General features: G+C 70.0%; 16 protein-coding genes. 10 read left to right on the plus strand and 6 right to left on the minus strand.

Features of this window, described 5'->3' with window-relative positions:
• The first annotated feature begins 2 nt into the window (after positions 1–2).
• On the plus strand, positions 3–908 hold the full coding sequence (locus B0293_RS13105) for a glucosyl-3-phosphoglycerate synthase (protein ID WP_005155412.1): 906 nt from the start codon (positions 3–5) through the stop codon (positions 906–908).
• Here the strand turns inward: B0293_RS13105 and cydC are convergent.
• The 4 genes from cydC to B0293_RS13125 are packed head-to-tail and all read right to left on the minus strand — an operon-like array spanning position 894 to position 6,187.
• A complete protein-coding gene (gene cydC / locus B0293_RS13110; RefSeq protein WP_005155411.1) occupies positions 894–2,447 on the minus strand; it encodes a thiol reductant ABC exporter subunit CydC in 1,554 nt (517 codons plus the stop codon). The two genes, B0293_RS13105 and cydC, sit on opposite strands and share 15 nt — an antisense overlap.
• Entirely contained in the window at positions 2,444–4,003 is a 1,560-nt protein-coding gene (cydD, locus tag B0293_RS13115; protein WP_005155410.1) for a thiol reductant ABC exporter subunit CydD, read from the minus strand. The genes cydC and cydD overlap by 4 nt, the downstream gene beginning before the upstream one ends.
• Positions 4,004–4,012: 9 nt before the next feature.
• The gene (locus B0293_RS13120) at positions 4,013–5,005 is read right to left on the minus strand and encodes a cytochrome d ubiquinol oxidase subunit II (protein WP_005155409.1); all 993 of its coding nucleotides are present in this window, start codon (positions 5,003–5,005) and stop codon (positions 4,013–4,015) included.
• Between the two features lie 3 nt (positions 5,006–5,008).
• Positions 5,009–6,187, minus strand: a complete 1,179-nt coding sequence (locus B0293_RS13125; RefSeq protein WP_005155408.1) for a cytochrome ubiquinol oxidase subunit I — start codon at positions 6,185–6,187, stop codon at positions 5,009–5,011.
• 140 nt (positions 6,188–6,327) lie between these two features.
• Between B0293_RS13125 and B0293_RS13130 the strand changes: the two genes are divergently transcribed.
• From B0293_RS13130 to B0293_RS13160, 7 genes are read left to right on the plus strand one after another with little or no spacing between them, the layout of a single operon-like run.
• Positions 6,328–6,654, plus strand: coding sequence for a helix-turn-helix transcriptional regulator (locus tag B0293_RS13130; protein ID WP_005155407.1), 327 nt, complete (start codon positions 6,328–6,330; stop codon positions 6,652–6,654).
• Positions 6,651–7,316 carry a permease prefix domain 1-containing protein gene (locus tag B0293_RS13135; protein WP_005155405.1) on the plus strand — a complete coding sequence of 222 codons (666 nt, stop codon included), beginning with the start codon at positions 6,651–6,653 and terminating at the stop codon, positions 7,314–7,316. The genes B0293_RS13130 and B0293_RS13135 overlap by 4 nt, the downstream gene beginning before the upstream one ends.
• Positions 7,313–7,969: a permease prefix domain 1-containing protein gene (locus tag B0293_RS13140; protein ID WP_005155404.1), complete on the plus strand. Its 657-nt coding sequence runs from the start codon at positions 7,313–7,315 to the stop codon at positions 7,967–7,969. Before B0293_RS13135 ends, B0293_RS13140 begins: the two co-directional genes overlap by 4 nt.
• A complete protein-coding gene (locus B0293_RS13145; RefSeq protein WP_005155402.1) occupies positions 7,966–8,637 on the plus strand; it encodes a permease prefix domain 1-containing protein in 672 nt (223 codons plus the stop codon). The genes B0293_RS13140 and B0293_RS13145 overlap by 4 nt, the downstream gene beginning before the upstream one ends.
• The gene (locus B0293_RS13150) at positions 8,634–8,936 is read left to right on the plus strand and encodes a DivIVA domain-containing protein (protein WP_039917099.1); all 303 of its coding nucleotides are present in this window, start codon (positions 8,634–8,636) and stop codon (positions 8,934–8,936) included. The genes B0293_RS13145 and B0293_RS13150 overlap by 4 nt, the downstream gene beginning before the upstream one ends.
• Positions 8,933–9,382, plus strand: a complete 450-nt coding sequence (locus B0293_RS13155) for an SRPBCC family protein (protein WP_005155400.1) — start codon at positions 8,933–8,935, stop codon at positions 9,380–9,382. Before B0293_RS13150 ends, B0293_RS13155 begins: the two co-directional genes overlap by 4 nt.
• Entirely contained in the window at positions 9,375–9,944 is a 570-nt protein-coding gene (locus tag B0293_RS13160) for a DNA-3-methyladenine glycosylase I (RefSeq protein WP_005155396.1), read from the plus strand. Before B0293_RS13155 ends, B0293_RS13160 begins: the two co-directional genes overlap by 8 nt.
• Here the strand turns inward: B0293_RS13160 and B0293_RS43520 are convergent.
• Both B0293_RS43520 and B0293_RS13165 read right to left on the minus strand, forming a co-directional pair.
• Positions 9,941–10,093, minus strand: coding sequence for a hypothetical protein (locus B0293_RS43520; RefSeq protein WP_005155395.1), 153 nt, complete (start codon positions 10,091–10,093; stop codon positions 9,941–9,943). The genes B0293_RS13160 and B0293_RS43520 overlap by 4 nt on opposite strands.
• 359 nt (positions 10,094–10,452) lie before the next feature.
• Positions 10,453–11,247 (minus strand): enoyl-CoA hydratase/isomerase family protein, encoded by a 795-nt coding sequence (locus B0293_RS13165; protein ID WP_005155394.1) that lies wholly within the window; start codon positions 11,245–11,247, stop codon positions 10,453–10,455.
• 196 nt (positions 11,248–11,443) lie between these two features.
• Here B0293_RS13165 and B0293_RS13170 point away from each other — a divergent pair, with 196 nt between their 5' ends.
• Both B0293_RS13170 and B0293_RS13175 read left to right on the plus strand, forming a co-directional pair.
• Complete coding sequence (locus tag B0293_RS13170) at positions 11,444–11,611, plus strand: DUF3117 domain-containing protein (RefSeq protein WP_005155393.1); 168 nt, start codon at positions 11,444–11,446, stop codon at positions 11,609–11,611.
• Positions 11,612–11,701: 90 nt separating this feature from the next.
• Positions 11,702–13,177 (plus strand): leucyl aminopeptidase family protein, encoded by a 1,476-nt coding sequence (locus B0293_RS13175; protein ID WP_005155392.1) that lies wholly within the window; start codon positions 11,702–11,704, stop codon positions 13,175–13,177.
• Position 13,178: the final 1 nt, after the last annotated feature.

The following is a 13,178-nucleotide window of genomic DNA, read 5'->3' on the forward strand; positions in this document are numbered from 1 at the left end:
TCATGAGTTGGTTCGAGCGGCGTACGTGGCAGAACCCCGGTTGGACGCTCGACGACATCGTCGCTGCGAAGGGTGACCGGACGGTTTCGGTCGTGCTACCGGCACTCGACGAAGAGGACACCGTCGCCGAGGTCGTCGGCACGGTCCGCCCGTTGCTGGGCACGGTCGTCGACGAGCTGGTCGTGATGGACTCCGGGTCCACCGACGCGACCGCCGAGCTCGCCGAACGCGCGGGCGCGCGGGTGGTGCACCGCGAGGACGTGCTCCCCGAGCTGCCGCCGGTGCCGGGCAAGGGCGAGGTGCTGTGGCGGTCATTGGCCGCGACGACCGGCGACGTCGTCGTGTTCCTCGACTCCGACCTCGTCGACCCGGACCCGGCGTTCGTGCCGACCCTGCTCGGGCCGCTGCTCTGCGAAGAAGGCGTCCACCTGGTCAAGGGCTTCTACCGGCGGCCGCTGCGGCTGGAGAGCAGCGGCGGCGGCCGGGTCACCGAGTTGCTGGCGCGACCGGTCCTCTCGGCGCTGCGCCCGTCGCTCTCAGGACTCATCCAGCCTCTGGGCGGCGAGTACGCCGCGACGCGCGACTTCCTTGAGTCAGTGCCCTTCGCGGCCGGGTACGGCGTCGAGATCGGGCTCATCCTCGACGCCGAAGCGCGCTACGGCCTCGAAGGGCTCGCTCAGGTCAACCTCGGCGTACGCAAGCATCGCAACCGTTCGCTGCTTCAGCTGGGCGTGATGGCGCGGCAGATCCTCGGCACGGCGCTCGCGCGCTGCGGTATCAAGTCCGACGACCCGGCCCAGCTCACCCAGTTCGCGCAAGTAGGTGACGAATGGCTGCCGGAGGTGGCCGAGGTGTCGGTCAGCGACCGGCCGCCGATGCGGGAAGTGCGCGGCCTAACCGAGTCGTAGGACCTCGTCGAACCCGGCCACCTGCGACTCACGATGCGTCACCAGGACGACGGTGCCTCGCGTGGCCGCGAGGACATCTGCCAGGACGGCGTCGCCGTGCTCCGGGTCCAGGCCCTCGACGGGCTCGTCCAGCACCAGGATCGGCGGCGCTGAGAGCACTGCTCTCGCCAAGATGAGCCGCTGACGCTGCCCACCTGACAGCGCGTCGCCGTCTGAACCGACTTCGCGATCCAGTGGCAGGTCGAAACCCGCCGTCGAGCACGCGGCGAGCAACTCGGCGTCCGCGGCGCCGGGCTTCGCGAGCAGGAGATTTTCCCGGACCGTCGTGTGGAAGACGTGCGCGTCCGCGAGCGCGCCGGAGACCACCGACGGCAGCAGCGCCGAGTCGTACTCGTCGAGCGCGCGGCCATTGAGCGAAGCCTGGCCGGACGTCGGCGCCACGGAGCCGAGCAGGACGTTCAGCAGCGTCGTCTTCCCGGCCCCGCTCGGCCCGAGGATCCCGACACGCTTGCCCGGCGGCAGGTCGAGGTCGACGCCGTCCAGCGCCGGAGCCCTGCCGCCGAAGACGACGCTGACCCCCTCCAGCCGAAGGTGCCCCGGCTCGGGCACCGCGCTGCCCCGCGCGGGCGACGGCTCGGTCAGCAGCGCGCGCACCCGCTCCGCCGACGTCCGGACCTCGACCCAGCGTTGCGCGGCCGCGGTCAGCGGGAGGACCAGCTCGAACACGGCCAGCGCGCCCAGCGCCAGTGCCGCCGTCAGCGGCGCCGAAACCCCGGCGGTCAGCGCGATCACGACGCAGGTCAGCAGCTGGACGAGCATCCCGGTCGCGGTCAGCAGGCTGGTCCGGTTCGCCGTCGCCCGGTCCCGGACGGCGAGCGCGTCGACGGCGGTGTGCGCGGCGTCCACAGTGGACTCATGGACGCCGTACGCGATCAGCTCGCGTCGTCCGGTGATCAGCTCGACCGATCGTTCAGCGAGGTCGGCCCGTGCCGGGGCGCTCTCTGCCGCCGCCGCGCGCGTGATCCGCACGCACAGCCACGGCAACCCGGCGCCCGTCACCAAAAGACCAAAAGCAAGCACCAGACCGGCCACCGGACTGAGGACGAGCGCGACCGCGGTCGAGACCGCGCCCACGAACGCGGCGACGCCGGCGGGCAGCAGGCAACGCAGGATCGCGTCCTGCACAGCATCCACATCGGACACCAGGCGCGTGACGAGGTCGCCGCCGGAATGCCGGGAAACCCGGTGCGGCAGCAACGCCGTGTACACGCGGGTCCGCAGGGCGCCGAGATACCGCAGGACGACCTCGTGCCCGGCGAGCCGTTCCGCGTAACGCAGCCCGCCGCGCAGCAACGCCAGCGTCCGGACGGCGACGATCGCCACCGTGAGCGACGCCAGCGGCGGCTGCTCGGCGGCCTTCAGCAGCAGCCACGCGGCGGTGGCCATCAGTGCCAGGCCGGCCAGTTCCGCCCCGGCCGCGATCAGCCCGGCCCGGACCAGCCGGACGACGTCCTTTGTGGACACACCCCAGACGTTCACGCCAGTTCCCGTTCTCGTACGGCGCCCTCGCGGACTTCGAGGACGCGGGTGGCCAGTCCGGCCATCGCGGGCCGGTGGGCCACGAGGACCGCGGTCCGGCCGGTGAGCAAGTCACGGGTCGCGCCGAGCACGGCCGCTTCGGTTCCCGCGTCGAGCCGCGCGGTCGGCTCGTCGAGCAGCGCCAGACCCGCCTCTGTGCGGGCCAGCGCTCTCGCGAGGCCGAGCCGTTGCCGCTGCCCGGCGGACAGCGGCGCGCCCAGTTCGCCGATCCGCGTCCGGTAACCGTCGGGCAGCCCGCGTACGACGTCGTCGAACGCCGCCGCGCGGGCCGCCGCCTGGACGTCCGGCACCCCGCCCATGGCGATGTTCTCCTCGACGGTCCCGGTGAACAACGTCGGCCGTTGCGGCACCCACGCCGTCCCGGCCCGCCACGCGCCCGGATCCAGTTCGCGCAGATCGACACCGTCGACGAGGACCCGGCCGGACGTCGGCGTGACGAACCCCAGCAGGACCGCCAGCAGCGTGCTCTTTCCCGAACCGCTGGGACCGACGAGCGCGACGTGCTCACCCGCCTCGATCGTCATGTCCACTTCGGACAGGACGACCTCGTCGCCGTACGCGACGCTCACCTTTTCCAGTACGATCTTCGGCGCGCCGCGACGGGCCACCCGCGAGCCGCGGACGACGTCCTCGGAGCGGACGTCCAGTGCTTCCCGGAGCGTGGCGAGCCCTTCCGCGCTGGCGTGGAACTTCGCCCCGGCCGCCCGCAACGGCAGGTAGGCCTCGGGCGCGAGCAACAGCACCAGCACCGCGGTGTGCAGGACCATTCCGCCTTCCAGCAGGCGGAAACCGATCGGCACCGCCACGAGCGCCACCGAAAGCGTCGCCACCAGTTCCAGTACCAGCGCGGACAGGAACGCGACCCGCAGGGTACGCATCGTCGCGTCCGTATGCGCGTCCGCCATCGCCCGCACCGTCTTCGCCTGCGCCTCGGCGCGGCCGAACACCTTGAGTGTGCCGAGTCCGCGCACGACGTCGAGGAAATGCCCGCCCAGCTTGGAAAGCAGTCGCCATTGTTTGGCCGTCTTCGCCTTCGTGTGCTGCCCGACCAGGATCGCGAACACCGGGATCAGCGGCAGCGTCGCGGTGATGATCAGCGCCGACGACAGATCCGCGGCGAACAGCCGGACGAGGACCGCGACCGGCACGATCGCCGACAGCACCAGCGTCGGCAGATACCCGGTCAAGTAGGCGTCGCCCGCGTCGATCCCCTTGGTCACCAAGGTCGCGACCTCGCCGGGCTTCTCCGCTTCCGCGCCGAGAAGCCGCTTGCGCAGCTTGGCTTTCACCGTCGCCGAGAACCGGCCGCCGAGGGAACCCTGGACCCCCGCGAGCGCCACCCGGCCCGCGATGGCGGCCGCGAGGGTCCAGGTCACGCCGCCGCCGGTGAGCAGCGTCGCGAGTCCGTCCGCCTGGACGAGGATCGCCACGGCGGTCAGTGTTCCGAGAACGCCCAGTACGCCGAAATGGCGTCGCAGTCCGGGAAGAGGCGGCATCACAGGCTCCTAGAAGTGCAGCAGCGAACGCTGGTCGACGCGGCTTTCGTGCCTGCGCCAGGTCACCCATTGCACGGCGGCGATCGCCACCAGCGCGGGCGGCAGGACGAAAGTGAGCAGGCCGAGCATCTCGGTGCTGGTGGCGGCTTCCGTCAGGCTCAGCGAGAACCCACCGTCCACAGAGGACGTCAGCGCGTCCGGCAGGCGCAGGGTCCCGACGGCCAGCACCGGCGACGCGGACAGGACCATCGTGGCGATCAACGCCGCCTTGTGCCGTCCCGCGCGCAAGGACGCGGACGCGGCGCCCAGCGCGCCGAACGCGAGCACGATCGCCGGCACCACGGACCACGACGCGGAGGCCTCGAAGGCGCCCCAGGCGACCGCCACGACCAGGAACGCGAACGCGGGCGCGAGGAGGGCCTTGGCGATCCGGTTCGCGCGGGCGGTGAATTCGGCGGGTGCCCGCACGGCGAGGAAAGCCGCTCCCTGCAAGGCGAACAGCGCGACGAACCCGGCGCCCCAGAGCAACGCGTACGGACTGAACACCGCGAGGACGTCACCGGCCGGCTTCCCGGCCGCGTCGAGCGGGAGCCCGAGGACGAGGTTGCCGAGGAACACGCCCCACGACACCGCCGTCACCCACGCGCCGACGGTGATCCCCAGCGTCCAGGCGCCGCGGCCCGCGTCCGGCCGCCTGCTGCGCAACTGCACCGCCGCGGTGAACGTGACCAGCCCGAGCAGCAAGGCGACGACCGGGACGTACGCCCCCGAGAACACTTTTCCTTCCAGGTGTGGGAAAGCGCCGAACAGGACGCCGACCGCGGCCACCAGCCAGACCTCGTTGGCCAGGAAGAACGGGCCGAAGGCGCCGAGCACGCGCCGCCGTCCGGCCTCGTCACGGCTGAGCCTGCCGAGCAGCATCCCGACGCCGTAGTCGTAACCGGCCAGCGCGAAATAGCCGGAGATCAGGAAACCGAGCACACACCACCAGAGGATCACCATCGGTCAGACTCCGCTCAGGACGGGAAGTTCGGCGCGAGGCGCGATCGCCTCTTCTTCGGGGTCGGGGCCGCGTTTGGCGACCCGCGACATCAGCACCCAGTCGGCGATCGCGAGAACCAGGAACAACAGCGTGAAAGCGATGAAGGAGAACAGGATCTGCCCCGCCGGGATCGCCGCGACGGCATCGGCCGTGGTCAGCCTGCCGCGGATCAGCCACGGTTGACGCCCGATCTCCCGCACCAGCCAGCCGGAGATCGCGGCGAAGAACGGCAGCGGGATGGCCAGCACCATCACGTACAGCAGCGGCCGCACCTTGGTGATCCAGTTCCGGAACAGCAGCAGCGTGCCGAGGATCGAGGCGAGGAAGGCGATGAACCCGATCTGGATCATCAACCCCAGCGGGGCGCCGACCAGCGGATCCGGTGTTTCGAGCTTGCCGGGGTGGTACTCCCCGAGCGGGCCGAACTGGGCGAAGCCGAAACCGATCACCATCGTGCTGCCCACCAGCGAGGTGAGCACGCCGATCCGCATCGACCGCCGGAAGAACTCGATCTCCTTGGTGCGCTTGATGAAGTGGTACGCGCTGACGCCGACCACGAAGAACCCGCCGGTCATCAGCGCCGCGCTCAGCACGTGCGGCAGCGACATCGCCAGCGCCGGGTTGGTGAACAGCGCGCCGAAGTCGTCGAGCTTCAGCACGCCGTTCTCGACGTGCGTGCCGACCGGGTTCTGAAGGAACGAGTTGGCCACCATGATGAACAGCGCCGAGGCGTAGGCGGTCAGCGTGACCAGCCAGATCAGGGTCAGGTGGACCCACTTGTTGAGCCTGCCGAAACCGAAGATCCACAGCCCCAGGAAGGTCGATTCGGCGAAGAACGCCACCAGCGTCTCGATGGCCAGCGGCGCGCCGAAGACGTCGCCCGCGACCGCGGACAAGCCGGTCCAGGTCAGTCCGAACTGGAATTCCATCACGATTCCGGTGACGATCCCCAGCGCGTAATTGATCACATACAGCTTGCCCCAGAAGCGCGTCATCCGCGTCAGTTCCGGCTTTCCGCCGAACGCGGAGCGTGTCTGCATCACCGCGACGAGTGTCACGAGCCCCAGTGTGAGCAGCACGAACAGGAAGTGGAACGAGGTCGTCGTCGCGAACTGGAGTCTCGCGATCGGGAGTGCGTCCATGCCGATGCACTGTATACGTAGTCTGCCTACATGTAGCCACAAAATCTATGAAATCGGGGCGATCTCGGGGTAATTCCCTGAGGTGACCAGTGGAAAGACCTGACTACCCTGTTGGTCGGCGATGTGTAGACTGTCTATCTATGAAGGCCGACAGCCTGCGCGGGCACCTCGACGCGTTGCTCCTCGCCGTCCTCGACGGCCGGAAGCTCCACGGGTACGCCATCATCGAGGCGCTTCAGCTCCGCAGCGACGGTGCGCTCGACCTGCCGACGGGCACCGTCTACCCGGCGCTTCGCCGGTTGGAGCGCGCCGGGTTCCTCGCCAGCGAATGGGACGTCGTGTCCGGCCGCAAACGTCGTACGTACAAGCTCACCCGCTCCGGGCAGAAGGCCCTGGCGGCGGAACGGGCGGAGTGGCAGGAGTTCACCACCGTGATCGGTGGTGTCCTCGGGGGGAGCACGGCATGAGCGCGATCGAGGCCTACATCGGCGACCTCGACAGACGGTTGAGCGGGTCGACGGGGGCCAAGGCCGATCTGCTCACCGAGGCACAGGACGGTTTGACCGACGCCGCCGAGGCGTATCGCGAGGGCGGTGCCGAGGAAGCGGAAGCCGAACGCCGTGCCGTCGCCGACTTCGGTCCCGCCGCCGTGATCGCCCGCGAATACCAGGCCGAACTGGCGTTGCGCGGCGACATCGGCACCTTGTGGAAGGTGATCGTCGGGGTCCCGCTGTTCCAGGTGAGCTGGGAGCTGGCGCGGGTTCTGACCTATGGCGACTGGGGCAGGCTGAACAAGCCGACCCCGGACTGGTACTTCTTCGTCGTCGATCTCTCCGGCGTCTTCGTCGTGGTCTCGCCCGTGATCGGGGCGATCGCGCTGCTGGGGACCCGCCTGCTGGGACGCAGGCTCGACGGCACGCGCCTGGCGAACTTCGCGCGCTGGACCGTGGCGGCCTCGGCGATCGCGAACCTGGTGGCGATGCTCCTGCTCGCCGTCGGCACCGTGGTGCTCGACCCGTCCAGGATGAACATGAGCCTGCCGTGCAACGTGCTGTCGATCGGCTGGGCGGCGTTCAGTTTCTGGCTGCTCGCACCGGCTTTCCGGTCCCGGCCCCTCCTCGCCGCATGAACGCCATCGAGGCCTACATGGGCGACCTGGATCGGCGGCTCAGCGGGCCGGCGGCGGCCAAGGCCGATCTGCTCACCGAGGCGAAGGACGGACTGACCGACGCTGCCGAGGCCTACCGCGCGGGCGGTGTCGACGATGCGGAAGCGGAACGACGGGCCGTCGCGGACTTCGGCCCCGCCGACCTCGTCGCCCGCGACTACCAGGCGGAACTGGGGCTGCGGCGCGACATCCGCGTCCTGTGGGAGCTGATCGTCGGGGTCCCGTTGCTGATCCTCGGCTGGGATCTCGCGCGGGTGTTCAGCTCCGGCGACTGGTCGCGGCTCGGGCAGCCGCCTTCCTGGTACTACCGCGCGATCGGCGCGGCCGACATCCTGGCCGCGTTGTCGCCGGTGGTCGCGGTCGCCGGGCTGATCGCGGCACGGCTGCTTTCACGACGAACGGACGGTCCGCCCGTCGCTCGCGCGGTCGCGTGGTCCCTGGCGGGGGCGGTGGGACTGAACCTGCTCGCGGTCGCGACGTACGGCGGCGCGACCGGGCTGCTGGAGCCCGCCCGCCTGATCGTCAGCGTGCCGTGCGCGGCACTGTCCGCGACGTGGATCTTGTTCAGCACGCGGCTCACGGTCGCCGCGCGAAGTCGGAGAGCGGCGGCATGACGGTGATCGAGGCCTATCTCGGCGAGCTGCGCACGCGGCTGGACGGCCCGGTGACGGCGAAGCGGGATCTGCTGCGCGAGGCGCGGGACGGGCTCAACGACGCCGCCGACGCCTATCGCGACGGAGGCTGGAGCGAGGACGACGCGCAGCGGCGTGCCGTCGAGGACTTCGGGCCGGTGCACCTGATCGCGCGGGACTACCAGGCCGAGCTCGGGATGCACAGCGGGACCCGGACGCTCTGGAAACTGATCCTCGGCGTGCCGATGATGCAGCTCGCCTGGGAACTCGCCCGCAAATGGACCTTCGGCGAGTGGTCGCAGCTCGCGCCGACCCCGGGCTGGTACCGCTACATCGCCCAGTTCACCCACGGTTCGGTGTTCATCGTGCCGGTACTGGGGGTGATCGCCCTCGTCTGCATGCGCTGGCTCTCCCGCCGGATGGACGGCGTCAAGCTGGTCAAGAGCATCAGCGTGCTGATCGGCGAGGCGGTCGGGCTGAATCTGCTTTCGGTCGCGCTGCTGGTGATCGCCACCGGGCTGATCGACGCTTCGAGACTGTTCCTGTCGGTACCGTGCGGCATCCTGATGATCCTCTGGGTGGTGGTCAGCGTGCGACTCGCGTTGCTGGCGCGACGATCGTGGCGTTCGTGTGCCACGATCGTGGCGTGACGACCGCCCTGATCTATCTCGTAGTCATGCTGCTGGTGGCCGCGGTGGTGTTTCTGCTGGCCGCCGTGGTGTTCGGCAGGGGTGAGGAACTCGCCCCGCTGCCGCCCGGCAGTTCGCCGACCAGGCTGCCCGCCGAAGACATCACCGCCGAGGACGTCCACGCCGTCCGCTACCAGATGGTGCTGCGCGGGTACAAGATGTCCGAAGTGGACTGGGTGATGCGGCGGCTCGGCGTCGAGATCGAGGAACTGCGCGCCAAGGTGGCCGAGCTGGAGGCCGAACGCGAGGGCGCCAGGTGACCGATGTCGTCGTCTCCGTCGACGTCGCGGTACCGGCCGGGACGGCTTGGCTCGCCCTGACCGACTGGGCACGCCAGGGCGAATGGATGCTCGGCACCGAGGTCAAGGTCGTCGAGGGCAACGGGCGAAGCGTGGGCTCGAAGCTGTCGGCCTTCACCGGCGTCGCCGGGATCGGGTTCACCGACACCATGGAGATCACCACCTGGGAGCCGCCGCTGCGGTGCGTGGTGAAGCATCTCGGCAAGATCGTGCAGGGCACCGGGGTGTTCCAGGTGATCGAGAAGGGGCCGCACGCGTCGACGTTCGTCTGGGCGGAGCATCTGCGGCCGCCGTTCGGCGTCGTCGGACGGCTCGGCTGGCCGGTCGCGAAACCGGGGTTCGAACTGGGACTGCGGCTGTGCCTGCAGAAATTCGTGAAGTACGCGGAGGGGTACCGGGTTGGCTGAGGCGGGTCTGCTGGGGACAGACGGGATCAAGCGGTGTTCGTGGGGCAACTCGGCCCCGGACTACGTCGAGTACCACGACACCGAATGGGGAGTCCCGCTCCACGGCGACGAAGAACTGTACGAGCGCCTGTGCCTGGAGTCGTTCCAGTCCGGGCTCTCGTGGATCACCATCCTGCGGAAGCGGGATTCGTTCCGGAGGGCGTTCGCCGGATTCGTGCCGGAGAAGGTCGCTCTCTTCACCGACGACGACGTTTCCCGGCTCATGGAAGACGCGTCGATCGTGCGGAACCGGGCGAAGATCCTGGCGGCGATCAACAACGCGCGGGCGATCTCGGAACTGGACGGTTCGCTGGACGACCTGCTGTGGTCTTTCGCGCCTTCCTCGCATGCCCGGCCGCGGCGGATGGCGGACGTTCCGGCGATCACCGACGAGTCGAAGGCGATGGCGAAGGAACTCAAGAAGCGCGGCTTCGTGTTCCTGGGGCCGACGACGTGCTACGCGCTGATGCAGGCGACGGGCATGGTCGACGACCATGTGAAGGACTGCTTCCGGGCGGGTTAGCGCGCTTGGAGGTCTCTCGCTAGCCGTTCCAGTGGCCGGTAAGTGCCGTCGAGCTCGATCTCCCCGCCGTTGTCCAGGGTGATGAAGCACTTCGCGACGTAGGCGAAGGGGATGAAGTTCAGCCAGTGCTCGACGCTCTTGTAGCGCACTTCGCGGACTCGGTCCCACGGGACGGCGTACCGGACTTTGCGGCCGTGGACCTCGGCGAAACCGCCGGTGAAGAGGTAGATGCCTTGAGATGGGAAGGGACCACGGCGGAACGCTAGCCGCGGCGGTCCGGTACCGGTCCCGGCCTCGTGAGTGGCAATGAAGGGCCATGGGGGGCAAGGCAGGGGTGTCCCCAATGTGGCATTGGGGACGTTGAGTGTCCCCAATGTGGCATTGGGGACGTTGAGTGTCCCCAATGTGGCATTGGAGACGTTCTGGGTCGGTGGGCTCGGGGTGTCGTGAGGGGGACTTTCCCCGCGTGCGATGCGGCGAAAGTCCCCTTCAGCAGCCCGACACGTCCTTACTTGCCCTGGAAGGTCGGCTTGCGCTTGCCCACGAACGCCTCCACCGCTTCGGTGTGGTCGGCGGTCGCGCCCAGCGCGGACTGCGCGGCGTCCTCGGCGTCCAGCGCCTCTTCGAGCGAGGACTCGGCGGCGACGGACAGGACGTTCTTGATCTTCGCGTACGCGACCGTCGGCCCGGCCGCGAGCTTCGCGGCGACCTTCTGCGCGCGGGCGGCCAGTTCCTCGTCCGGGACGACCTCGCTGACCAGGCCCAGCGTCAGCGCCTCGGCGGCGTCGACCGTGCGCGCCAGCAGCATCAGTTCGGCCGCGCGGCCGAGACCGATCAGCCGCTGCAGCGTCCACGACGCGCCCGAGTCCGGGCCGAGGCCGACGTTCGCGAACGCCATCAGGAAGTTCGCCGACGTCGCCGCGATCCGGAGGTCGCTCGCGTAGGCGAAGGCTGCCCCCGCGCCGGCCGCGGGGCCGTTCACCGCGGCGATGACCGGCTTCGGCATCCCGACGATGGTCTTGACGATCGGGTTGTAGTGCTCCTTGACCGTGTGTAGCGGCGCCGGGTCACCCGCTTGCAGCAGCCCGACGTGCTCCTTCAGATCCTGCCCGGCGCAGAACGCCTTGCCCGAACCGGTGAGGACGACCGCGCGGACACTGTCGTCGGCCGCGGCCTCGGTCAGGCCCGCCAGCAGCAGTTCCTTCAGTTCGACGGTCAGCGAGTTGTACGCCTGGGGCCGGTTCAGCGTGAAGGTGCGCACGCCATCGGCGTCGGCGGTCAGCAGAACGTCGGATGTGGTCACGGGATCTCCTAGTCGGCGAAACTGCGGTCTGAGACCGAGTCTTTCAGCCTCGCGAGCCGCATACCAGCACCGATACGGCGGCAAAAGATCGGTCCGCGTTCGCGCTCGGCCGCTGATGAGGGACAATGGACAGTAGACCCGGCTGGCTTTGACGAGCGCGACCCGGGCGCGCCGGTTGAGACGGAGGGAGCACGCTATGGCGGCCATGAAGCCCCGGACCGGAGATGGTCCCCTCGAAGTGACTAAGGAGGGGCGGGGCCTCGTGATGCGCGTACCACTCGAAGGTGGTGGGCGCCTCGTCGTCGAACTCTCCGCGGAAGAAGCGAAGGATCTCGGCGCGGCCTTGCAGGAGGTCACCGGCTGAGCCGGACCGCACCAACGTTCAACCACCCGCACCCCGGTCTCCCTTCGGAGGCCGGGGTCGCGGTTCATCTGCGCCCGGAGGTCGCTCACTGTGCGTAACCCGCTACCCCCCGTTCCGGGGAAGCTGCTCGAAATCGAGGTCTCGGACGACCTGCGGCGCGGTACGCCGCTGGCCACGCTGATCGCGGCGCCGTCCGAAGAGGACGGTGACGCCGGACTCGCGGAGATCGGCGGCGTGCGGCCCTCCGGCAAGGCCGGCGACGTGCAGACCGTGCCGACCGGCGGCGTCCGCTGGCTGGCCGGTGTCGGCGACGGCGAACCGCGGCAGTACCGCAAGGCCGGTGCCGCGCTGGTCCGCGCCGTCTCGGCCGCGCTGGAAGACGACGTCAAGGCGGGTCAGAAGGCGTTCCGCGCCTTCGCCGTCGAACTGCCCGAGGACGTGGGCGCCGAACACCTCGAAGAACTCGCGTTCGGGCTGCTGCTCGGCGGCTACAAGTTCACGGTGACGGCCGAGGACCCGAAGCCGAGCCTGCGGGCAGTGCGGTTGCTCACTCGCCACGAGCGCGCCGTGCCCGCGTACGACAAGGCGCTGGAGCGGGTCCGCGAACTCGCCGCGGCCGCCGCGTTCGCGCGCGACCTGGCGAACACGCCGTCGAACGTCAAGACCCCGGCCTGGCTCGCCGACACGGCCGCGCGCGCGTCCGGCGGCATCGCGAACCTGAACGTGACGGTCCGGGACGAGAAGTGGCTGGCCGAGCAGGGCTTCGGCGGCGTCCTCGCCGTCGGCGGCGGCTCGGCCGCGCCGCCGCGGCTGATCGAGCTGGAGTACCGGCCGCGTGGGGCGGCGACGCATCTGCTGCTGGTCGGCAAGGGCATCACCTTCGACACCGGTGGCCTGTCGATCAAGCCCGCCGACGGCATGCACCTCATGCGCACCGACATGGCGGGCGGCGCGGCGATCATCGCCGCCGTCCGCGCGATCGCCGCGCTGGGCCTGCCGGTCCGGGTGACCGGGCTGGTGCCCGCCGCCGAGAACCACGTGTCCGGTTCGTCGTACCGGCCCGGCGACATCGTCCGGCACTACGGCGGCAAGACGACCGAGGTGGGCAACACCGACGCCGAGGGCCGCATGGTCCTGGCCGACGCGCTCGCGTACGGCATCAAGAAGCACAAGCCGGACGCCGTGATCGACGCGGCGACGCTGACCGGTGCCATGAAGGTCTCGCTCGGCGTCCGGACCGGCGGCGTGTTCGCCACCGACGACGTCCTCGCGGAGCGGGTCACGAAGGCGGGCGAGCGGGTCGGCGAGGCGTGGTGGCGGATGCCGCTGCTGGAGGACCTGGCGGAGACCGTGCAGGGCTCACTCGGCGACATCCGGCAGGCGCCGGGCGGCCCCGGCGGCATCGTCGCGGCGCTGTTCCTGCGTGAGTTCGTCGGCGACGTGCCGTGGGCGCATCTCGACATCGCCGGTCCCGCGCGGGCCGACAAGACCTACGCCGACGTCGTGCCGGGAGCCACCGGTTTCGCGGCGCGGACGCTGGTGGAGCTGGTCGCTTCCTACGCCTGAC

It is taken from the genome of Amycolatopsis azurea DSM 43854 (genome assembly GCF_001995215.1).
Classification (GTDB): domain Bacteria; phylum Actinomycetota; class Actinomycetes; order Mycobacteriales; family Pseudonocardiaceae; genus Amycolatopsis; species Amycolatopsis azurea.